The 22,782-nt window shown below is 37.0% G+C and carries 16 protein-coding genes and 1 other RNA gene; 14 read left to right on the top strand and 3 right to left on the bottom strand.

Translation table 11 applies throughout. From position 1 onward, the window contains the following. Window position 1: 1 nt before the first annotated feature. Window positions 2-622, bottom strand: a complete 621-nt coding sequence (gene recU, locus WBG45_RS15495; RefSeq protein WP_424415972.1) for a Holliday junction resolvase RecU — start codon at window positions 620-622, stop codon at window positions 2-4. A 181-nt stretch (window positions 623-803) separates the two neighbouring features. On the opposite strand from recU, the gene WBG45_RS15500 reads away from it, so the two are divergent. The 8 genes from WBG45_RS15500 (at window position 804) to WBG45_RS15535 (ending at window position 8,975) form a co-directional block, all read left to right on the top strand. Next, a complete protein-coding gene (locus WBG45_RS15500; RefSeq protein WP_024534815.1) occupies window positions 804-989 on the top strand; it encodes a hypothetical protein in 186 nt (61 codons plus the stop codon). A gap of 47 nt (window positions 990-1,036) precedes the next feature. Then, window positions 1,037-1,423: a YppE family protein gene (locus tag WBG45_RS15505; RefSeq protein ID WP_424415974.1), complete on the top strand. Its 387-nt coding sequence runs from the start codon at window positions 1,037-1,039 to the stop codon at window positions 1,421-1,423. Then, complete coding sequence (locus WBG45_RS15510; protein ID WP_424415976.1) at window positions 1,398-3,662, top strand: DEAD/DEAH box helicase; 2,265 nt, start codon at window positions 1,398-1,400, stop codon at window positions 3,660-3,662. The genes WBG45_RS15505 and WBG45_RS15510 overlap by 26 nt, the downstream gene beginning before the upstream one ends. A gap of 16 nt (window positions 3,663-3,678) precedes the next feature. Further along, entirely contained in the window at window positions 3,679-4,953 is a 1,275-nt protein-coding gene (locus tag WBG45_RS15515; RefSeq protein ID WP_424415978.1) for a ribonuclease H-like domain-containing protein, read from the top strand. A gap of 75 nt (window positions 4,954-5,028) precedes the next feature. Further along, window positions 5,029-5,322 (top strand): cell division regulator GpsB, encoded by a 294-nt coding sequence (gene gpsB, locus WBG45_RS15520; protein WP_024534812.1) that lies wholly within the window; start codon window positions 5,029-5,031, stop codon window positions 5,320-5,322. 64 nt (window positions 5,323-5,386) lie between these two features. Continuing rightward, window positions 5,387-5,764: RNase P RNA component class B (gene rnpB, locus WBG45_RS15525), an RNA gene on the top strand. Between the two features lie 109 nt (window positions 5,765-5,873). Further along, window positions 5,874-7,010 (top strand): THUMP domain-containing class I SAM-dependent RNA methyltransferase, encoded by a 1,137-nt coding sequence (locus WBG45_RS15530; protein ID WP_424415979.1) that lies wholly within the window; start codon window positions 5,874-5,876, stop codon window positions 7,008-7,010. 57 nt (window positions 7,011-7,067) lie between these two features. After that, window positions 7,068-8,975 carry an ATP-dependent DNA helicase gene (locus WBG45_RS15535; RefSeq protein ID WP_424415981.1) on the top strand — a complete coding sequence of 636 codons (1,908 nt, stop codon included), beginning with the start codon at window positions 7,068-7,070 and terminating at the stop codon, window positions 8,973-8,975. Between the two features lie 578 nt (window positions 8,976-9,553). Here WBG45_RS15535 and WBG45_RS15540 read toward each other — a convergent pair. Then, window positions 9,554-10,261, bottom strand: a complete 708-nt coding sequence (locus WBG45_RS15540) for a DNA alkylation repair protein (RefSeq protein ID WP_424415983.1) — start codon at window positions 10,259-10,261, stop codon at window positions 9,554-9,556. Window positions 10,262-10,621: 360 nt separating this feature from the next. Between WBG45_RS15540 and WBG45_RS15545 the strand changes: the two genes are divergently transcribed. The 5 genes from WBG45_RS15545 to WBG45_RS15565 all read left to right on the top strand — a co-directional run bounded on the left by WBG45_RS15545 (window position 10,622) and on the right by WBG45_RS15565 (window position 21,099). Further along, entirely contained in the window at window positions 10,622-12,124 is a 1,503-nt protein-coding gene (locus WBG45_RS15545) for a carboxypeptidase M32 (protein WP_424415985.1), read from the top strand. A 189-nt stretch (window positions 12,125-12,313) separates the two neighbouring features. After that, window positions 12,314-13,102 (top strand): HAD-IIA family hydrolase, encoded by a 789-nt coding sequence (locus WBG45_RS15550; protein WP_424415987.1) that lies wholly within the window; start codon window positions 12,314-12,316, stop codon window positions 13,100-13,102. A gap of 782 nt (window positions 13,103-13,884) precedes the next feature. Continuing rightward, the gene (locus tag WBG45_RS15555) at window positions 13,885-18,231 is read left to right on the top strand and encodes a S8 family serine peptidase (RefSeq protein WP_424415988.1); all 4,347 of its coding nucleotides are present in this window, start codon (window positions 13,885-13,887) and stop codon (window positions 18,229-18,231) included. A 409-nt stretch (window positions 18,232-18,640) separates the two neighbouring features. Next, window positions 18,641-19,891 carry an MFS transporter gene (locus tag WBG45_RS15560; RefSeq protein ID WP_424415990.1) on the top strand — a complete coding sequence of 417 codons (1,251 nt, stop codon included), beginning with the start codon at window positions 18,641-18,643 and terminating at the stop codon, window positions 19,889-19,891. Between the two features lie 677 nt (window positions 19,892-20,568). Next, entirely contained in the window at window positions 20,569-21,099 is a 531-nt protein-coding gene (locus WBG45_RS15565; protein ID WP_424415992.1) for a D-glycero-alpha-D-manno-heptose-1,7-bisphosphate 7-phosphatase, read from the top strand. A gap of 316 nt (window positions 21,100-21,415) precedes the next feature. On the opposite strand, the gene WBG45_RS15570 is transcribed toward WBG45_RS15565, so the two are convergent. Continuing rightward, window positions 21,416-21,694, bottom strand: a complete 279-nt coding sequence (locus WBG45_RS15570; protein WP_024534801.1) for a YfhD family protein — start codon at window positions 21,692-21,694, stop codon at window positions 21,416-21,418. Between the two features lie 461 nt (window positions 21,695-22,155). Here WBG45_RS15570 and WBG45_RS15575 point away from each other — a divergent pair. Continuing rightward, window positions 22,156-22,782: SMI1/KNR4 family protein (locus tag WBG45_RS15575; protein WP_424415994.1), on the top strand; the 627-nt coding region annotated here is incomplete at its 3' end.

A 22,782-nucleotide genomic window follows, 5' to 3' on the forward strand; every position in this document is an offset into this window, starting at 1 on the left:
TTCACTGCTTTTCAGATTCCTCTGAAAGCATCTTTGTAACCCCTCGTAAATAGTCTAATGGAGGATATGCTCCAGGAACTATTTCATAGGCGTTTAGTTCAAAAAAATCGAACGGGATGGATTTGCGTCCACCGTTGCACATTTCATCCCAAGCATCTTGAAGGGAAGCAAATGGCAAGACGAAATATCGGTTAATCAATGAAAACCGAACGATTAAAAAGGTCAGTCCTTTTTGTTGTGCAACTAATCTCATATGGTCAATTTGATGGGCATGAATGTTTTTTAAAGGGAAAGAAGTTTTGTTATTAGTTTCTTTCGCTTCAAAATCCACATGGATGCCTTGCCAAACCCCATTAAAATCGGTCGTAGATGCAGTTCTATAATAGGCTTCTTTTATGACTGCTGCACTTCGAGATGGATACTCTACTTTAACTACTTGAATAGGTACCGGTTTTTTGTGGATGACGGCCGTCCCTTGTTGCATGTAGTAGTCATTCGTTTCATTAATCTCATCCTCTAACGTCTTTCCCCTATTACTGAATGAATAATCCTTTTTTGAGCGATTTTCAGAAGTATTTTTTTTAGGAGTGTATATTTTGCCATTCGGGTAGTTTATCACCATGCTCGTCACCTCGATTATCAGTGTATCATAACCGTCCTCATACTAGACGTGAAAGTGTTGTGAAGGTTTCATAGGTTTATGTCGAATTAGGATACGTTTTAGCTTAATGCTTCTAGTTTTGTCGTTGACAAAGGATTTCCTCAAGCAGTGAAGAACTTCACTACTATTGGAGGGATGTACGATGAAAAGAATTGAAGAATTAATTGAACAACTGTCCTTACTAGAACATATTTTAGAAGCTCGTTTTATACAAGAAAGATCGACTCAAACACAAACTGTTATTGAAAAAGGCCACCAGGTAGGGAGAGCACTAAAAGAGACAGAGCAAATGATAGAATGGAATATCTGTTCCCGTAAAAGTGGTTAAAACCACTTTTTTTTGTTACTATTAATTGTAATAGAGGAGCTGAGACCATGACATTACTTGAGCAAACAAAATTGGTTTTAGAAGAAAGTAATAAATGTTTAAGTCGTCACCAAGAAATGCGTGACACGGACTCAACTCCGGATTTTTTTTCGCAAGTTAAACCTCATGCTGACCATTGGCACACTTTTTTAAAAGAGTGGAGAGAACTGTCGAGAAAATGGCTAGACGATAACCGTCCTAAACATATGAGAATCCAACAAATTGACGCCGCGATTGAAGCATTCAATCAATACGTCGTTCAATCATTTTATAAAGATACTGGGAAGAAAAGATTTGCTCAGTCAATACAATCAACTTGTTACACGTTACAAACATATATTAATGCTTTAGAGCAAGAAGGTGGAAAGCTTGAGAAAGAAACAAACAATCAGTGACATTCTTATAGAATGGAAACAAGATCCTGTCATGCGAGAACGTATTGTTCACTGGCACACAATCGATAAAAAAGAAGCTACTTTATCTGATTTTCCTGATGACTTACATTCATCCATTCAACAAGCTTTAAAAGAACGTGGGATCAATCAATTATATAGCCATCAACGACATGCTTATGATACGGCAAGAAGTGGACAATCATTTACAGCGATTACACCAACAGCATCGGGTAAATCGCTTTGTTATCATCTGCCGGTTTTACAGTCAATCGTTGAAGATTCTTCATCACGTGCTCTTTATTTATTTCCAACGAAAGCACTCGCACAAGATCAAAAATCGGATTTAAATTTATTGATTGAGCAAATGAATCAAGATATTTTAAGTTACACCTATGATGGTGATACTTCGCCAGCTATTCGCACGAAAGTTAGAAAAGCGGGACATATAGTGTTAACGAATCCTGACATGCTTCATTCCGGTATTTTACCTCACCATACGAAGTGGGTTTCTTTATTTGAGAATTTAAAATATATCGTTGTAGATGAGCTCCATACATATAAAGGCGTTTTCGGTAGTCATGTTGCACATGTTTTACGTCGCTTGAAACGCATTTGTCATTATTATGGAAGCAATCCCGTTTTTATATGCACATCCGCAACAATAGCGAACCCAAAAGAATTAGCAGAATCACTGACAAATGAGCCACACCAGCTTATTGACCAAAACGGTGCACCATCAGGTAAAAAGAACTTTATTTTTTATAACCCACCGATTGTTCATCCTACATTTGGTGTCAGACGCAGTGCTATTTTAGAAGTAAGAGACTTATCTAAACGTTTGTATAATGAAAGCATTCAAACGATAGTTTTTGCGAAAAGTAGAGTAAGAGTTGAAATGCTTGTCACTTATTTAAAAGAGCTGACTAAAAAGAAAATCCATGATGAATCGATTAGAGGGTATCGCGGTGGTTATTTACCATCCGAGCGAAGAGTAATCGAAAAAGGTCTGCGTGAGGGAACGATTCGCACAGTCGTTAGTACGAACGCATTAGAGTTGGGCGTAGATATCGGACAATTGCAAGCATGCATTATGACAGGATACCCTGGTAATATCGCTAGTGCATGGCAGCAAGCAGGAAGAGCAGGACGCAGACAAGACGAAGCATTAATTATTTATGTTGCACAATCTACAGCGCTCGATCAATACATTGTTAATAATCCTGCGTTTTTACTTGGACAGTCTCCGGAAGAAGCACGTATATATCCTGACAATCTCATCATTCTAATGGATCATTTAAAATGTGCTTCATTTGAATTGCCTTTTAAAACGACGGAACAATACGGTGAGTTTGAGATACAAGAACTGCTAGCCTATTTAGAAGCTGAAGGCATTTTAGTGAGAACTTCAGACAAATGGCACTGGATGAGTGATCGTTTTCCGGCACATGAAATCAGTTTACGCTCGGCATCGCAAGAAAATGTCATTATTATTGATCAAACCATACCAGCAGCAACTAAGGTTATTGGTGAAATGGATCGTTATAGTGCGATGACTTTACTCCATGAAGAAGCTATTTACCTTCACCAAGGGATTCAATTTCAAGTTGAAAAATTGGACTGGGAAGAAAAGAAAGCATTTGTGAGAGAAGTGGATGTTGATTATTTTACAGATGCTAATTTAGCAGTTGAACTGAAAGTAATGAGTGAAGATAAAAATAAAACATTTGAAAATGGTTCGGTGTTTTACGGAGATGTGTCTATTTTGGCTATGGCCACAATTTTCAAGAAAATCCGATTCGATACACATGACAATATCGGTTCTGGTCCAATTCAATTACCACCAGAAGAATTACATACGTCGTCCAGTTGGTTAAGCTTCGAGAGACCACCAGGATGGACGGATGCTATGTTAACTGATGCAATGACAGGGACAGCAACGTCGATTGCTTCATTTATTCCATTGTTCGTTCAGTGTGATCGTCGGGATATACATGTGGTACCGCAAGTAAAATCCATCCATGCAGAACAACCAACGTTTTTTGTTTACGATAGTTATCCAGGAGGTATTGGCATTAGTGAGCGTGTGTTCGACGTATGGCCAGAATTACTTGCATACGTGCATAGTCATGTTAATAGTTGTCCATGTGACCAAGGGTGCCCAGCATGTATTGGTCCACAAGAGGCTACTATTGGTTTAAAAGATGAAGTGTTAAAACTTCTAGCTTATTTGCAAATATAAACAAAAGGTGAATCTTATGTCATTTGAAAAAAATCTTCTGCAAATGAAAAAGTTAATTAAGAAAAAGCCAGCGACAAAACAATCGCTGGCTCCTTTTGTCGTTCCTCAAAAACCATTCTATTCAAAAGCTTGGGAAGATGAAGGGTTAACGATTGTTGAAAATAAGTTTGGTGTGGTTTTTGAAAAAAAAATAGTCTATTCTCCTGAATATCTTCACGGGGATTTCAAGTTGAATGAAATCTTCGAGGCTATTACGTTGTGGAATACCTTTGAGGGTGAACATCCTATTTCTACAGATGGCAAAAAAATCGTTTTTTTTGATACAGAAACGACTGGTCTAAAGGGAACTGGTACGTATATATTTTTAATCGGACAACTCATTTGGAATGAAGATCATTTTGAAATGACTCAACATGTATTAGCAAATCCGAGTCATGAAGCGGCTTTATTATATGAATGTGGCTTGTGGAAACCCGGACAAACTGTTATCACTTATAACGGAAAAAGTTTTGATTGGCCTCAACTACAAACACGTTGGACATTAAATCGAGACCATTTACCAAAATTAGCAGACCCTATACACATCGATTTACTGCATGGCTCCAGAAGAGTTTGGCGAAATGAACTAGATCAATTCAAACTTGTTCATCTCGAAGTAGAAAAACTTGGATTTAAACGAGTAGGCGATATTCCAGGTCATTTAGCACCAATTATCTATATGGATGCCGTAAAAAGTGGAATACCAACCACTCTATTGAAAGTCCTTCATCATAATGAATGGGATATCTTATCTTTGCTGACGTTATTTATTCATAGCACCAAGCTAATCTTACAGGATCAATACAACAACTCGAGTGTGTCGTCAACGAATATAGGAAAATGGTTTTCGGATTTAAAAGACTTTGATAAAGGCCAAAGTGTTTTTGAACAAATTATTAAAGAGTATAGCAAAACTGAAGCTGCTCAAGCATTTTACTTTCTAGGATATGAGTACAAGCGTCGTAAGCAAATGAATCTAGCATATGAAGCTTTTGAGCAATCACTGATAAATTTATCAGACCCTTTTCAAATACAAGCGTATGAAGAGCTTGCCAAAATAGCTGAGCATGTAAAAAAAGATTTTGATGCGGCTCATCTACATGTTGAAAAAGCAGTTTTACTAATACAACACTCTAAGTATTTGAAACCTCTTCAGAAGGAACGTAAAAATATAGCTTTCGAGAAGCGCTTAAAACGTATCGTAAATAAGCAAAGTATTTCCCGGGGAAGCGCACATTTCGACAGAAAATGATTCGAAAAACACTCGCCAGCAGGCACTTTATGATATAATAAACCCCATACATGTATTAGTGGAAGGACGATGTAAATGGATACGAAATTAACTCCTGAAATCATTTTAGAAAAAGAATTTAAAACCGGTATACGGGGATATAATCAAGATGAAGTAGATCAATTTTTAGATGATGTTATTCAAGATTACAATTCGTTTATGCAAAAAATTGACACGTTGCAGTCTGAAAACAGACGTTTAATTGGTGAACTTGAAGATGCACCAAGACGTCAAGTTGCACCTCCATCAACTGGTACGACTAACTTTGATATACTAAAAAGACTTTCTAATCTTGAGAAACATGTTTTTGGAAGCAAGTTGTACGAATAATTCAACATCTAGTGGTGGATTGATTTTGAAGCAAAAACCTTGTATAATGAAGAAACCAATTAGATAATCCAGGTAATCGCTGCAACGCTTGACGTTGTAGAGGAAAGTCCATGCTCGCACGGTTCTGAGATGACCGTAGTGTTCGTGCTTAGCGAAAAAATAAGCTAAGGCAGTGTAAAAGCTGACGGCGGGAACAACACCTAAGTCTTCGGATATGGTCTAGGTTCTCTGAAAGTGCCACAGTGACGGAGCTGACTCGGAAACGTTTCAGGTGGAACGAGGTAAACCCCACGAGCGAGAAACCCAAATTATGGTAGGGGCACTCTCATGCAGGAATTTAACGAATTGAGAGACAGACTTAGTCTGTAGATAGATGATTACTACTCACTTGTACGAGGCATAGGCCGTTTGAGTACGTGATAACAAAACATGGCTTATTGGCTTTTCTAATGGGTATACTTTGACTAAACAAGCTCTCCACTAACTTCGGAGAGCTTTTCTTAATACTTAAGCAAAAATTATGAATGAATGTTAAAAGAAAGGATGAGAGGATGACGACTCATCGATTAGTAGCAACATCGGCAATGGGTTTAGAATCTATTGTGGCAGATGAAGTAAAAAAATTGGGATATGAAACCCAAACTGAAAACGGTAAAATTTATTTTGAAGGTGATGAGCGAGCAATTGCGCGTGCCAATATGTGGCTACGAGTTGCTGACCGCGTTAAAATCATTGCTGGAGATTTTAGAGCTACCACATTCGACCAATTGTTCGAGCAAACGAAAGCGATTCCGTGGGAGAAGTATTTATCTGTGGACGCAGCGTTCCCAGTACAAGGAAAATCTGTGAAATCAAAATTATTTAGTGTGCCGGATTGCCAAGCTATTGTGAAAAAGGCAATTGTGGAACGATTAAAATTAGCACATAAAAGAATTGGATTTTTAGACGAAACCGGTGCAACATTTAAGATTGAAGTGAGTATACTTAAAGATGTGGTGAAATTAAGCATTGATACAAGTGGTGTTGGTTTACATAAACGTGGATACCGTCTGGATCAAGGGGAAGCCCCATTAAAAGAAACACTTGCGGCTGCACTAGTGTATATTTCTAAGTGGAATCCAAATCGTCCGTTTGTAGACCCATTCTGTGGTTCTGGGACTATTCCTATTGAAGCTGCGATGATTGGTCAAAACTTAGCTCCGGGGTATAACCGAAGTTTTATTAGTGAAGACTGGCCATGGATGCCAAAGAAAATTTGGGAAGAAGTACGCTTAGAAGCCGAAGAAGCAGCTAACTATGATCAGGATTTAGATATCATGGGTACTGATTTAGATCCTCGCATGATTGAAGTGGCAAAGAAAAATGCGATTGAAGCTGGCTTTGCTGATTTAATTCAATTTAAACAACGTCAATTACGTGATTTTACAACAACTTCTGTAGATGGAGTAATGATTGGAAATCCACCATATGGAGAACGTATCGGAGAAAAAGAAGTTATTGAAGAAATGATTGATGATATGGGACGCATAATGGATAGTTATCCAACGTGGTCTGTGTATATGTTGTCTTCAATGGCAGACTTTGAATCGAATTATGGTCGTAAAGCAACAAAAAAACGCAAATTATTTAATGGATTTATTGAAACTAATTATTATCAATATTGGGGTATAAAAAAGCCTCGTCAATAGTACTTGAAACGGATAGGTCAACCTATCCGTTTTCTTATCGTTTGAAGGGAGAACACTATGAAACAAACTTTACCATTTACACTTTCAAAAGACCGTTCATTTTTCGAATCACTTGGTGATTGGATGGGTGATGTACTCTATGATGAACTACCTGAAAAAGGGTTTGAGTGTCGCGATGAGCAAATATTCATGGCCTATCAAATTGAAAAATCATTAAAAGAAAAAAGTGTTCTTTTTGCAGAGGCTGGCGTAGGAACAGGGAAAACCATCGCTTATTTACTACCAGCTATTTCGTATGCACGTTATACTGGTAAGCCAGCTTTGATTTCATGTGCAGATGAAACATTAATTGACCAACTCGTGAAAAAAGAAGGCGATATTCAAAAACTGCAAGATACACTTGGTTGGAATATTGATGTTCGATTGGCAAAATCCCGAGATCAATACTTATGCTTAAAGAGACTTGAGCATGAGCAAAAAACGAATGACGAGGACTTCATTGAGCAAATAGAAGATGGAATTCCTGATTTTGTTTATGGGCATCAATCTTTGCAAGCCGTGTTTCCATACGGGGAGCGAAGTGCTTTTCCAGATGTGAGTGATGAAGATTGGCAAAAAGTGAATTATCATCCGATTCAACAATGTGCAGTGTGTGATATTCGAAACCGATGTGGTCAAACGATTCATCGCCAAAATTACCGTGAAGCAGGAGATTTGATTATCTGTTCTCATGATTTCTTGATGGAGCATATTTGGACAAAAGAATCGCGTGTACGTGAAGGACAAATGCCATTATTACCTGATGTTTCGATGATTGTACTAGATGAAGGACATCTATTAGAATTTGCAGCTCAACGTGCATTGACATATGAAGTGCAAAGCCAAACACTCGTGTCTCTAATTGATCGTGTGGCTACAGATGGTGTTCGTGAAAAAACATTACGCTTGCTTGAGACCTTACAAGACACACATGATGACTTCTTTAAAGAATTACTAGTTCACGCATATGGAGAAGGCGAACGACTGCATATTACGAAAACTGAACTTGTTTTGAAAATAGGTAAAGACCTTGTTAAATTAGTAGAACAAATACTAGAAGAATTTGTATTCGAGTCTGAACTTTATACAATAGATGAATACGATCTTCGCATGGTTGAAGAGTATTTAGAACAATATGTATTTTCTTTGCAGTTATTTGTGCAAAACGGAGATGCAGTGGATTGGGTAGAAGAAAAAGATGGTCTTGAGACTTTGGTAATTATGCCACGTCTAGTAACAGACATCTTAAATGAGAAATTATTTACAAGTAAACTACCAGTTGTATTTTCCTCTGCAACGTTGTCGATTAATAAAGACTTTACGTACATTTCAGATGCACTCGGTATTGATAAATACCATTCATTCAGTGTAGCTTCACCATTTGATTACGCTGAAGTCATGAAAATTTATGGGCATTCTGTTGAATCTGCGACTAAAGCTCGAAAAGCGAGAGAACTTCTAGCGCAATCAAATGAACCAACTCTAATATTGTTCAAGTCGAAACAGGATATGATCAGTTTTGAAAACTCACTGCCGTTTGAAGAAAGACTGAATATGGCATGTGAAGGTGAGCGAGAATTATCATCCATTGTTCGTGATTTCCAAGCAGGAGAAATCTCTACCTTATGTTCTTACCATTTATGGGAAGGGCTCGATTTACCTGCGGAAGCATTAACTCGTGTGGTTATTTATGATTTACCATTCCCGCCACATGATCCATTATTTGATGCGAAACGAAAATTCTCTAACGATCCGTTTAATGAAGTCGATTTACCATTTATGTTACTCCGCCTTCAACAAGGGATTGGCCGACTTATTCGTACGTCAGCAGATCATGGTTCAATTCATTTACTGCTATCGGATGAGGAAAAACAATTAAGTGACTCATTTACACATGTGCTTCCTGTCGAAGTTAATTGGAGTTAATCAGAAAGGGACTGTCCTAAAAGTCATGACATATGACTAAGGGCAGTTCTCTTTTTCTATTTTTAAAGAGGTTAATTTCCGTTCTAGCCGGACGCTTTCCGCGGGCATGCCTCAGCCTCCTCGACGAGCAAGCTCGCCTGCGGGGTCTTCAGCTCATGCTATTCCCGCTGGAGTCGCCGCCTTCCACTCCAATCAAACATAAGTTCATCATGTGCAAAACAGAACAATAACTGATTGTAACGTTCAAATTAAGTGGAGAAAAAAATACGCATTTTTCTCGAATTTTTTTTCATTAGGGACTTAAAGAAAGTCCTTTTTGGATTTGCTGTGTTGTGAGATCAGTAATTTAGCGTTTATTATTATGTAGACTAAGAATAGTCTTTAATTAGCAGCAAACAAAAAGAAACCATTTTGAAAAAGATAAATCAAAATGGTTTCTTTAGTAATTGAAGGGTTAATGTTTTATAATACAGAATATATATTTTTCAGTAGTTCTTCTGTAACTAATACGAATGTTGCTGAATATCATCGATTTCCAGCTTGTCAGCAATCATCGCATTGTGAAACAATAACTTATTTTAACACCTTACATGTTTGCGTTTAAAACCAAGCGGACCTCTATCTATGTGTTTTTGAATACTTTCGGAAGCAAGTAAGATACTACTTTTTTTAGTGCCCTGTCTAATTTCGACTGGTCCTACTTCTTTTGCGGTTTCAACCGCCTTATCATGGAGTGGCAAATATGAAACACCGACTGTGTAGATGAAATTATTCATAGCGGATTTCGTTCGGTCAGGAGAATCGTGGATCGCCATTTTCACCTGATCAAGCATATTTGAAAGTTTGCTTGTGTTAAATTCAGCATCTGGACGATTACCTAATAGCCAGCAGTAACAGCTCCATCCTGCTGACATTCTAAGTTCTTCACCGCTTGCAATCCATTTATCGGAAACAGCTTGCGCAATCTCAGTTTCTGCCAAGGTGACTGAAACCACAAAATCCGACAGCATATAAAAATACGCCGCATCTATCCAACGCTCAAAATCCGACGCAGTCATTGTTATTGTGTTCGCAATGATGCCTGCAAAATACATAGCATCGTAATTTCCCGTTGAGTAAAGTTGCTCTGCTAAAGGTTGGTTATTCTTAAATTTCTTTGAGAGCGGCTTCATTTTTCCTGTAGGCACGCCAAATAGGGGCTCATGAGCACCATTTCTAATGTAAGTTTTTTTAGTTCGCTCACTACCAAGTGATTCCAACTCCTGCATAACTATTTCGAAATCCATCGTTAAGACATCCCTTCTTTTTGAACTGCATTTAACGGCCTTTCTAATTAATTAAACTACTTCGATAGTCTAAGTGAAATTCTTTACAACCTTATAAATATTTTAACATAAATAACCAATGCTAAATAATATCTAGGATAAACTATATAAATGATTTTCATCTATAATAAATCCTCGACTAGGTTGCAATGTTATAAATCGTAATTTGCGCTAACGCTTGTTTCACAACCTAACCAAGCTAAGTGTAAATTCGTACTTCACTAACAACAGTATCGTGGAGCATATCCTTTATATTTATCATAGTTTTCTGTCTTTATGCTAAAATGAAGAAGATGTTTGATAAGTATTGGGGGAATTGACATGGAAATGACAGAGAAATTTTTAGATTATGTTAAAAAGATGCAAGCTTACATGGAAGCAATTGGATTGATGTATTGGGATTTACGTACAGGAGCTCCGAAAAAAGGAGTCGATCAACGTTCACAAGTCATTGGTACTTTGTCATCTGAAGTATTTGGTATGCAAACTTCAGACGAGTTAGCAGTAATGCTAGACGAGCTTGGCAAAAACCTAGATGCCTTGGATTCAATTACAAGAAAAACGGTTGAAAAAGTAAAAAAAGAATATGACATGAGCAAAAAGATTCCCGCTGAAGAATACAAAGCTTACGTAATTTTGACTTCAAAAGGAGAATCTGTCTGGGAAGAGGCTAAAGAAAAATCCGATTTCTCAATGTTTTTCCCATACCTAAAAGAAATTATTGAAACGAACAAAAGGTTTGTTTCATACTGGGGAGTTAAAGACAACAATCCTTACAACACACTTCTTGATGAGTACGAACCAGGAATGACAACAGAAATTCTTGATGAGGTATTTGGTGAATTGAGAAAGAAAATTGTACCTTTAGCGAAAAAAATTGCTGAATCGCCAAATCAACCGAAAACCGATTTCTTATTTAAACATTTCCCAAAAGACAAACAACAACAATTTAGCTTAGACATCTTAAAACAGCTTGGATATGATTTTGAAGCTGGGCGCTTAGATGAAACGGTTCATCCGTTTGCGACAGGATTAAATCGTGGGGATGTCCGAATTACCACAAAATATGATGAAAATGATTTCCGTTCTGCGATTTTCGGCACGATACATGAATGTGGTCATGCCTTATATGAACAAAATATTTCTGCCGAATTAGAAGGTCTACCACTATCTACAGGTACATCGATGGGCATACATGAATCACAATCCTTGTTCTATGAAAACTTTGTAGGACGTAATGAGAATTTTTGGAAACACAATTATGAAACACTCCAAGGCTATGCACCTGAACAATTCGGTGCTGTTTCTGCAGAAGATTTCTTAGCAGCAATTAATGAATCAAAATCATCACTTATTCGAATCGAAGCTGATGAATTAACGTATCCACTTCATATCATGATTCGTTATGAAATCGAAAAAGGCTTATTTAATGGAGATATGAAAGTAGAAGATCTTCCACAAATTTGGAATGATAAATATGAAGAATACTTTGGAGTTCGACCAGCAAACGATGCGGAAGGAATCCTACAGGACGTTCACTGGGCAGGCGGAGCATTCGGCTACTTCCCGTCATATGCACTTGGATTCTTATATGCCTCTCAATTGAAAGCAGCGATGTTAAAGGATCTTCCAAACTTTGACGAACTTTGTGCAACTGGAGACTTAGAACCTGTTAAACATTGGTTAACGGATAAAGTTCACCGTCATGGGAGCATGAAGAAGCCGTTAGAAATTCTGACAGAAGCAACTGGCGAAGGATTAAATGCTACTTATTTAGTGGATTATTTAGAAGAGAAATACGGACGTATTTATCAATTAAATTAAAAAGTCTAATCTGAAAAGTAAGAAAGACGTAAGACTTCAAAAAACCAACACTTAAAATATAAAACGCTTAGCCGAAAAATCGGTTAAGCGTTTTTTATATTAACAGTTATAAATAATGGCATGACTTCAGTGAAAAAGGGTAGATATCTAATATACTTAGCTAATTGGATAACTGAAGGAGGCCAAAGCATGGCAGGCTATATTTTTGATCTCGACGGAACGATTTACCTTGGTGATAAACTGATTGATGGTGCACTCGAAACATATAATTATTTGATTTCTAACGGACATAAAGTAGTATTTGTAACGAATAAACCAATTGCGTCTCAAGAAGATTATCATGCCAAACTTACGAAATTTGGGTTCGATGTGACAGTCAATCAAATTGTCAATTCAAGTTATGCTACAGCCATATATTTGACAAAGTATGCGGAATCAGCAGATCAAGTATATGTTATCGGTGAGCAACCGTTAATTGATGAGTTAAATCAAGCAAATATTTCGATGACAAATAACCCCTTGGATGCTGATTATGTTGTTGTTAGTTGGGACCGCCAATTTACTTACGATAAACTGAATAATATGTATCAGGCATGGAAGAACGGTGCAAAATTCGTTGCGACTAATCCAGACCGGACTTGTCCGGTTGATGGAGGAGAGGTGCCAGACTGCGGATCTATCATGGGTGCTTTCACTGCTGCTACTGGACAGGAAATCACGGAAATTGGCGGAAAGCCTTCCAGACTTATGGCTGATCTCGTACTAGAAGAAGTTCTACAAATGCCCGCAAATGAATGCTTTATGATTGGGGATCGATTGGAGACAGACATACTTATGGGAAACAATGCTAACCTAACTACGATTCTAGTATTATCAGGTGTTACAACTGAAGAGATGGCAAAGGAATCAACGATTAAATCGAATTACACATTATCTAGCGTTAAAGAGTTACATGAATTTCTTGAAAAAATCAACTAGATTTTTTTCAAGAGAATAAATGCAAATAAAAAGAGACGCAAAAAGTGACAAAATCACTTATTTGGTCTCTTTTTTGCTTATGTGGTAATTAATTAGTTTATCAATTAATAATAGCGTCATTGTAAAATATTGCTAATATAGTTCGAAAGACATGCTTATCAAACAATCTTATTTAGAAAATGCTAAAAAGAGCAAATAAAATATCTCCAATTAATAGGGTTTGAATTTTAATGAAATAACATGAAAAACTTGAATAATTAGTAAAATTATTTATTGAAATTTGGAAAATAAATAAAGAAAAATAGGCTAAATGTAATGCAATCATTAAATTTACGATGAAGTTCTTATGGTCGATATTTCATCGATTTAAGGACTAAATACTCATTTTTAATATAGTGGATAAATTATCTCAGTTTATTAATAAATTTATCAATTGATATAAACCTAGTAATACCATGTTTCTTATTCGAATTTACATATGTTTGACAAAGCTCCATACACTTCAATTTACCTATTGTGAAAAAATTGAGTATGGTAATTAAATCTCAATTCTAAAAACCTGGAATATCTACGACAAAATATGACAGAAAAACTACTTTCATTCTTATATAGTTTAACTAACAACTAGAGGTTCACGATTTACACCATTGAGACTGTTTACCTAAATGACTATTTAGGAAAGGGGGCAAAGGTGTTTTTATGTGGTCATTTTTAAATGCTTGTAAATGACGAACAGCTTTACGAAGGGGAAGAAATGGTTGATATTAAAAGGGGGAAGGAAGATGACGAAGAAAATTCATTCTAAGAAGTCGTTCAGCATGGCTGTTTCTTTACTCATGACGTTTTCATTAATTGCACCTGGAGTCGCGAGTGCGGAAGCAACAGGTAACTTACACCAATCGGTTTATAATTCGAACTTAATTGCAAAGGAAAAGATTAGTGATCGGTTATTATCGAATTTTAAAGATGATGAGAAAGTAACCTTCTTAATTAAGTTCAAGGAAAAAGTGGATACGCAAGAAATTGCAGCTTCAGCTAGGGAAAGTGCCGAAAAAGCAAATTTACCTTCCAAAAAATCGTTACTCGTTAAACGTTCAGCGATTGTATCCGAGTTAAAGGCAAATTCTCTTGAAGAACAGCAAAATGTGAAACAGTATCTTGAAAGCGAAGAAACTAAGGGAAATGTTAAAGATATTAATTCGTATTATATTGTAAATGGGATGGCGGTAACAGCAACGAAAGAAGTTGCAGAAAAGGTAGCATCATTTCCAGAAGTTGAAAAAGTGCTTCCAAACGAAACTCGTCAACTATACACTACGAAAACTGAAGATGTTTTGGCCCCTGAATCTGAAGTTGCCAACGTTGAATGGAATGTGTCGAGAGTTAAAGCTCATGACGTTTGGGCAATGGGTATTGATGGATCCGGTACTGTAGTTGCAAGTATTGATACGGGTGTTCAATGGGATCATCCGGCATTAAAAGAAAAGTACCGTGGTTATAATGCTTCAACAGGTCAAGCTGATCATGACTTCAACTGGTTTGACGCTACTGCTGGACAAGCTACACCTTATGACGACTTAGGTCATGGTACGCACGTAACAGGAACTATGGTAGGTAGCGAAACAAACGGCTCTAACCAGGTTGGAGTAGCACCTGGAGCTAAATTCATTTCTGTTAAAGCATTTGCTGCAAATGGTGGTACAGATGTGGATTTATTAGAAGCTGCACAATGGATTTTAGCTCCAACAGATTCAGAAGGAAATGCACGTGTAGACATGGCACCAGATGTTGTCAACAACTCTTGGGGCGGGGGACCGGGTCTTGACGAATGGTATCGTGATGTAGTAACCAACTGGCGAGCAGCAGATATTTTCCCTGAATTTTCAGCAGGGAACACGACTGCATCTAATCCCGGAGGCGCTGGTTCGGTTGCATCACCTGCAAACTACCCGGAATCTTTTGCAACTGGTGCAACTGACATTAACAATGCAGTAGCGAATTTCTCATTAAGAGGACCTTCACCTTATGCTGAAATCAAACCTGATATCTCGGCACCGGGTGTCAACATCCGTTCTTCTGTACCGGGTGGTGGGTATGAGGGTGGCTGGAATGGCACATCAATGTCAGGACCAGCTATATCAGCAGTGGCGGCAATGTTGCGCCAAGTTAACGCTGATTTGAGCGTTGATGAAATGGAACAGATTTTACTTGATACAGCAATCCCGTTAACTGACACGCAATATCCAGAAACACCGAATCATGGGTATGGATACGGTTTAGTTGATGCTTATGAAGCTGTATCTTCTATCATGAATGGTATTGGAAAAATTGCCGGGCAAGTTACTAAACAAGGGGAAGATGACGAAGCTCCTGTTTTTGAACATAGTTCTCCTATTGAAACATATGAAGGATTGGATTTGGACTTGACGATTTCTGTGACAGATAATGTCAGTGTAGCTTCCGTCGAATTAAGTTATTTAGAGGAAAATGGTGAATGGCAAAATTTAGAAGCAATTCGTCAGTCGGGTGATTATAAATCTGGTGAGTACGCTGTAACAATTCCAGGAGCTGCTATATCAGGTGAGTCATTAACTTACAAATGGACAATCAATGATTTTGGAAACAATGCTGTAAACAGTGAAGAATACTCAGTTGAAGTTAAACCGGGTATTACGGTTGGATACTTTGAAGATTTTGAAACTTCTAACACTGGCTGGACTTCATTCGGTGAAATGGACAGCTGGGAGTGGGGCGTTCCAACTTCTGGACCAGGAAATGCGGCTTCTGGTGAAAAAGTATATGCAACTAATTTAGATGGGACTTATGATAATCGTATGAACGCAACACTTGTGTTACCTCCAGTTGATTTACCAGAAGGTGATTCGTACCTGCAGTTCAAACATTGGCATAGTTTTGAACAATCTTCATCTGGAAGAGCTTGGGATTACGGTCATGTCTTTGTTTCCACAGATCAACAAGAGTGGACACAATTACAAATGTTCCAAGGAGAATCAGGGGCATGGTTAAATGGAGAAGTAAACTTGTCAGAGTATAGCGATCAACGAGTTTACTTAGCATTCCACGCATTCTCTGATGGCAGTGTACTAAGAGATGGCTGGTATATTGATGATGTAGCATTAGCAGATAGTTCACAAAGTGGTGATGTTGCAAAAGGGGGAAATGATGCTAAGAATGAAAATGGAAAGAGCCTTGGAGTAATCAAGAATATTGAAAAAGAAGTAATGAAAGAAGCGATTGACCCAACGAAAATCAGACCAATCGTGACTGGAAAAGAAGAAGCACCAGTGTCTGAGTCACCAATCAATCCGACACTATTACCTTTAGGAGCGCAAGTTAGCGTACTTGAGTCAGGGCGTTCAGTTTATACAAACCCTGCAGATGGCACTTATTCAATCACGCATGCTCCAGGAACATTTACTGTAAAAGCAGAAGCCTACGGTTACCATACTACTCAACAAACTGTGGAAGTTTCAGCTGATGAAACAGCACAAGCGGATTTCACATTGGATGAAGTGGCACAAAATGTAGTAAGCGGAACCATTACTGATGAATCGACAGGCGAAGGAGTTGAAGGCGCTACTGTTCTACTAGTTGAAGATGCCAACATCACTCCTGTTGAAACAGATGCATCAGGTAACTATTCAATCACAGCTTATGAAGGAGATTACACGTTAAAAGTTATTGCTCGTGGCTATCATGGTCAAGAAGCACCAGTTACAATCAGTGAAGATGCACTTGAATTAAGCCTTGCTCTAGAGCCGTTCTACACATATCCAGGCGGCGAAATTGGTTATGATGATGGAACAGCTGAAAATGCTCGTGCTTTTAATGCAGCAGGCAATGCTTGGGCAGTAAAAATGTCACTTCCTGAAGGAAAAGAAAACGGTATTGTTACTGATGGCGTATTCCGCTTCTGGGATACTGAATGGCCAGTCCCAGGTGGTACAGAGTTTGCAGTAGAAGTTTGGGATGCAAGTGGTGTTGACGGGGCACCTGGTAGAAATCTTACAGGAACAATCAATGCAACAGCATTACGAAACGGTGAATGGACAGTAGTCGACTTATCAGATCATAACATTGTTGTGAATGGTGACTTCTACATGGTCTACAGACAAACATTTGCGAATCCAAACACACCAGGTCTAGCAACTGATGAAAATGGAGTAAATGCAGAAAGAAGTTACCAAGGAGTTTCTGGTACCTGGTCACCTTCACCCGCAGCGGAAGGTAACTACATGATCCGTGCTCGAGTAAGTTATGAAGTAAATACTCCAGTCATAACTTCACCAACAGATGACTTAGCAACAAATGATTCAGCTATTACAATAGAAGGAACTGCTTCACCTACTACAACTATTCAGTTAAAAAATAATGGTGAAGAAGTGGGATCTGTAGTAGTAGGAGATGAAGGTACATTCGCCATCCCAACTGAATTAACAGAAGGATCAAATGAATTTACTGCAGTCTCTATACTCGATGGTAGAGTTACAGGTGAATCTGCTCCAGTCACAGTAATTTTGGATACAATGAACCCTGAACTTACAATCGATAGCCCGATAGATGGCGATAAAACGAATAGGGAAACGGTAACAGTACAAGGTACTGTCGAAGATGAAAATCTTGATTCTGTAACAGTAAACGGTCAAGATGCTGCTGTCGAAGAAAGTAGTTATTCAAAACGTATTCTATTGGATGCTGGTGAAAATGAAATAACTGTAGTCGCAACGGATTTAGCAGAGAACAGTATTTCGAAAACAGTTACTATTACTGCCAAATATGTTGCGCCAGTTATTGAAAACGTAAAACCAGCCGAAGATGTCAACCTGAAAACAGGAAAAAGCGTAAAAATTGAATTTGATAGTGAGCCAGGATTAAAAGCATCATTCGTTATCCATATGCCCCTAACAGATTTTGGAGCTCAAGTTCAAAATGCAACAGAGATGCCAATGATGGAAGAATCTGACGGCCACTATGTTGGATATTATACAGCTACAAAAGGAACAGTTGCTAAAGGTGCAGTGATTGAAGTGAAAGCTGTGGATAGCTTCAAAAATGAAACACGCGAAACTGCAGCAGGTAAACTGAATATTAACCTTAAGAAGAAGTAAGAGACTACTGATAAAAGATACTAAAGAGATTGTAATAATCTCTTTAGTATCTTTTTTTTGTACTATGAGCGTGAACACAAAAAGTGAGAATATAGGATAAAAAAGGTATGGTAAAATGAAATTCACATATAGAAATGAAAATTTTTCTTTTGGCAGCACCTTTGGGACTTAGAGTTCAATCATTTAACCGTAAAATGAACAAGGAAAATCATTCACTCTACAAAAGTTTGGCATAAATGCGATAATATTGACTCAATAGGCAACCTTTATTTTTACTTTTATCAAAACAGAGAGGTCGATTCTATCCTTTTTCCTCATCTGAATATAGTGGGTGATATATTTAATCACTTTGAATTGTTTAAAATAAACCATTTTTCAATAGTAAAATACATAAAAGGTCGTGAAGAAGATGAATACGGAATATGAAAATTGGAAAAAGAATATTATTATCTTTTTAAGTAGCCAGACGATATCACTTTTTGGTTCCTCACTGGTTCAATATGCGATTATGTGGCATATTACACTTACTACACAATCTGGAATGATGATGACGTTGTTTATATTATGTGGATTCATCCCTACTTTTATATTATCGCCTTTTGCAGGAGTCTGGGCAGATCGATACAATCGAAAAGTACTCATTATCTTATCGGATGGACTGATTGCTGTTGCAACTCTTATAATGGTAATTGTCTTTTTAATGGGATATGAGGATGTTTGGTTATTGTTTGCTATGTCAGCTATTAGAGCAATAGGAACTGGTATTCAAGGTCCAGCCGTAGGGGCAATTTTGCCGCAAATTGTTCCAGAGGACAAACTGACAAAGGTAAGCGGAACAAACGGAAGTATACAGGCTATTATTATGTTCGTTTCTCCAATGGCAAGTGCGGCATTACTGACAATGGCTTCATTAGAAATCATTTTCTTTATAGATGTGGTTACTGCAGCTATTGCAATTGTAACTTTGCTCGTATTCTTAAAAGTACCGGTTCATGCAAAGGCATCCGAGGTACAAACCTCAAGCTATCTTGATGATTTCAAAGCAGGTTTAACCTATATTAATAACCATGCTTTTTTGAAAACATTCTTTTTGTTTTTCGCATTGTTTTTTGTTTTGATGGCACCGGCTGCATTTTTAACTCCATTACAAGTGGTTCGGAGCTTTGGTGATGAGGTATGGCGATTAACTGCAATTGAAATAGCCTTTTCAATTGGAATGATGGTAGGGGGAGGTATTATAGCTTCGTGGGGAGGCTTTTCAAACAAAGTGCATACGATGACAATTGCCACTATTATAATGGGGATTTGTACGATTGGATTAGGGGTTATCCCACTATTTTGGGCGTATTTAGTCTTCATGGCGATATTCGGTGTGTCAGTGCCAATCTTCAATACTCCGTCGACGGTATTAATCCAAGAGCGAGTCGAGGGTGATTACTTAGGTAGAACATTTGGTGTATTTGGGATGATTGCTACATCTATGATGCCGATAGGAATGCTCATTTTCGGGCCCATGGCAGATGTCGTAAAAGTTGAGTGGATACTATTGGGTACGGGAGTGCTTATGTTGTTACTTGGCCAGTTATTAGGAAGAAACCAAGTATTATTAAAAGCAGGTGTGCCTGTAGTTATTCCAGAGTCATCTGATTTAACTTTATAAAAGATATAAACGCTTTGATACGGTTAAATCGCCGTTTCAAGGCGTTTTTTGTTAGGTTTGTTTATCGCAATTTTTAATTTTTAATCGAATATAACACTTTAGAATTTCGTTACATTCAATTTTTTTTTGAAAGTATGTATAAAAGTTAAATTAGATGTTAATAATATAAGCAAATAACCATTTTCATTTACTATTGAATTAATAGTTTTAATAATAGATTTGTCCTTAAACTTATCAAATCGTAAATACAGTATATAAAATAAAATATGTAATAGGGTTATTTCTTGAGTTGCATTATGAAATAGAAAAGAAGAAGGGAGGAAATAACTCTTATGAAAACGTTTATAAACAAATTTGCAGAAGCAATTGGCATTGGTATTATTTTACTACTATTTAATCCCGAGTTAATAGTAGTAGGATCTAGTATTAGAGAGAATGCATACGAGTCAATTGTAGTGAGCCTATTAGTAATAATAATCGTTTTGATTTTAAGAAAACCCAGATCAAGAGCATAACCATTGAAAAAATTATTTAAATCATAAATCCTGAGCTGACAACCTAATTATTGGGAGGAATCGTAAATCTCCATTAAATGGTTCAGAAATCTCCAATACAGGGAAAGAACAATTAAAACTTTGAGTTCGATCTAGAATTTGCTCAATAAAGGAGTGATGTTAATGAAGAAGGCTATATTTTTGGATCGTGACGGAGTAATTAATGAAGTGCTAACAGATCGGGTTAAATTTGTAAATAAGCCACATGAGCTATACTTCTTACCAGGTGTACCAGAAGCAATTAAAAAGTTAAATCCTTTCTTTGATTTCATTTTTGTGGTAACTAATCAAGGTGGAGTTGGATTGGGATTCATGAAGGAAACTGAGCTCAATAAAATACATGACCATATGCTTTCTGAATTAAAGAAGGAAGGGGCAATTATCCATGGCGTGGCTTATTGTCCTCATAAACCAAAATCGGGTTGTGCTTGTCGCAAGCCAAACAGCAAATTAATTACAGATCTCAGTAAAAAGTATGATATTGAATTATTCCAATCCTATATGGTAGGAGACACCGATACAGATATTATCGCAGGGAAAAAGGCAGGTACAAAGGGTGTATTCTTAGGTCAGAGTGATCCGCTTGCCGATGCTGTTTTCCCTGACTTAATAAGTGCTGTAGATTGGATTATAGAAGATACAACGAGAAAGTAGAGGTATTCTCTTTTTATTAAACATATAATTGATTCTTCTTTAGTTAAAGGGTGAAGCCTCGGCTGCTTATACTTATGGCTATGTATCTTCGAATGTTTGTTTTGGAATGGAGCGTAAATAGCGATTGTTTACGGAGGATTTGAAGAAAAGTTGGGACATCGGCAGCTAAGATAGAAAATGCAACTCATAACGCTATTTTTTTAGATAAAGTGTGATTTGATAAAATGCACCCACTCAATACTTGAGGTATGTAAGGTGGGTGCTAATTTGTTAAAATTACATTTTTGATTTCATGTTTTTTCACTTCGTTAGTAGGCTACTCTTTTTTTGTTGTGTATTGGATAGATGTATTTTTACCTTTCAACGATCTGGTACCTATTTCTGCAAATTCACTAGCAAGTTCTGCTTTAATACCATCTGGTTTAATTTTTTGGTGAGTGGATTTGTTTAGAACTTTCAATGCTTTGGTACCAATCTCTGCAAATTCACTCGCGGTTTCTTCTTTTATTCGACCTGGTGGGATTTTTAGGCTTTTTGGCGTTTGAGGTAAAGTGTTTTTGCTATTACTTGACGATTTATGTTCATCTCTGCCCACATTACATCATCCTTTCTAAATTTAGGTTCGTATTAGTTTGTCTTTTGAAGTCATATTCATGTATATAAATTTTAAAAAAATGTTCCGTTTTTACACTTCTAAATAACATGTTCATTTGTCAGGAACAATCTTGGAAATAAATCTCGATAATATAATTTTACGTGTTTTTTTTGAAACACTTCATTAAGAATAAGCTCTCAGATGAAATGTCTGAGAGCTTATTCTATTGTATGTAACAAAGCTTTTATCTTAGATTTTACAAATCAATAGTTGACTATTCTACTGAGAAATACCATTTATTGATCCAAAATATCTAAAGATTAACATTAATAAGTATGAAGTTTTTATATCGACTTTCCTCAATCATAGTAAATTGTTCCTTCGCAAAATAAAGTTATTAATTAAACTTTTTATATGCCAAATTTTCTATATAATTAAAAAATATGGAAGGGGTAATAATAATGAAACAAGTTTGGAATTATGAAGTGCTAGACCAATATGAATTGAATCCACTGACACTTAAAAAAGTCGAGTCAGCTCAAAGCGAACTTAAAGTAAAACTACCTGATTCGTATATAAAATTATTAAAAGAGCAAAATGGGGGTTCTCTTTATCTCAATGCATTTCCCGTTTCTTTCGAAGACGAAGACCATTTAGCAGTCGATTATTTACTTGGAATTGGAGAAAATAAAAGGGAAGGAATACAACAATCCAGATATTTTATTAAGGAATGGGGATTGCCTAAACGCATTGTCTTGTTATGCGGAGATGGGCATACATGGATTGCTCTTGATTATCGAGAGGTTAATGAAAATCCTCCAGTTATATATATAGACGTTGAACAGGAAATTGAAAAACAACTCTCTTCCTCATTTGATGAGTTTGTTTCTAAACTTTTCCATATTGATCAACCTAGTAATTTTGGTACTTTTGAAGGGGAACAAACCGAATTTACATATAAAGAAGGAGAAAAGGCTTTTCGAGGAAATACCGTCGGAGTAATTAGTTCTGCTCTTGCCCATTTCAGCGAAAATGAATGTGATGTAAATTGGTATATTCATCAAATTGGGAAGCTTGTAAAAAAGAAA

The sequence above is a fragment of the Paenisporosarcina sp. genome, assembly GCF_049671445.1.
Lineage (GTDB): Bacteria > Bacillota > Bacilli > Bacillales_A > Planococcaceae > Paenisporosarcina.

Excerpts from the sequence above, each read along its gene's own strand:
- WBG45_RS15530 (WP_424415979.1), top strand. The coding sequence starts at position 5,874 with ATGACGACTCATCGATTAGTAGCAACATCGGCAATGGGTTTAGAATCT.
- WBG45_RS15555 (WP_424415988.1), top strand. The coding sequence starts at position 13,885 with ATGACGAAGAAAATTCATTCTAAGAAGTCGTTCAGCATGGCTGTTTCT.
- WBG45_RS15565 (WP_424415992.1), top strand. The coding sequence starts at position 20,569 with ATGAAGAAGGCTATATTTTTGGATCGTGACGGAGTAATTAATGAAGTG.
- WBG45_RS15540 (WP_424415983.1), bottom strand. The coding sequence starts at position 10,261 with ATGGATTTCGAAATAGTTATGCAGGAGTTGGAATCACTTGGTAGTGAG.
- WBG45_RS15505 (WP_424415974.1), top strand. The coding sequence starts at position 1,037 with ATGACATTACTTGAGCAAACAAAATTGGTTTTAGAAGAAAGTAATAAA.
- gpsB (WP_024534812.1), top strand. The coding sequence starts at position 5,029 with ATGGATACGAAATTAACTCCTGAAATCATTTTAGAAAAAGAATTTAAA.
- WBG45_RS15500 (WP_024534815.1), top strand. The coding sequence starts at position 804 with ATGAAAAGAATTGAAGAATTAATTGAACAACTGTCCTTACTAGAACAT.
- WBG45_RS15535 (WP_424415981.1), top strand. The coding sequence starts at position 7,068 with ATGAAACAAACTTTACCATTTACACTTTCAAAAGACCGTTCATTTTTC.
- recU (WP_424415972.1), bottom strand. The coding sequence starts at position 622 with ATGGTGATAAACTACCCGAATGGCAAAATATACACTCCTAAAAAAAAT.
- WBG45_RS15550 (WP_424415987.1), top strand. The coding sequence starts at position 12,314 with ATGGCAGGCTATATTTTTGATCTCGACGGAACGATTTACCTTGGTGAT.
- WBG45_RS15515 (WP_424415978.1), top strand. The coding sequence starts at position 3,679 with ATGTCATTTGAAAAAAATCTTCTGCAAATGAAAAAGTTAATTAAGAAA.
- WBG45_RS15545 (WP_424415985.1), top strand. The coding sequence starts at position 10,622 with ATGGAAATGACAGAGAAATTTTTAGATTATGTTAAAAAGATGCAAGCT.
- WBG45_RS15560 (WP_424415990.1), top strand. The coding sequence starts at position 18,641 with ATGAATACGGAATATGAAAATTGGAAAAAGAATATTATTATCTTTTTA.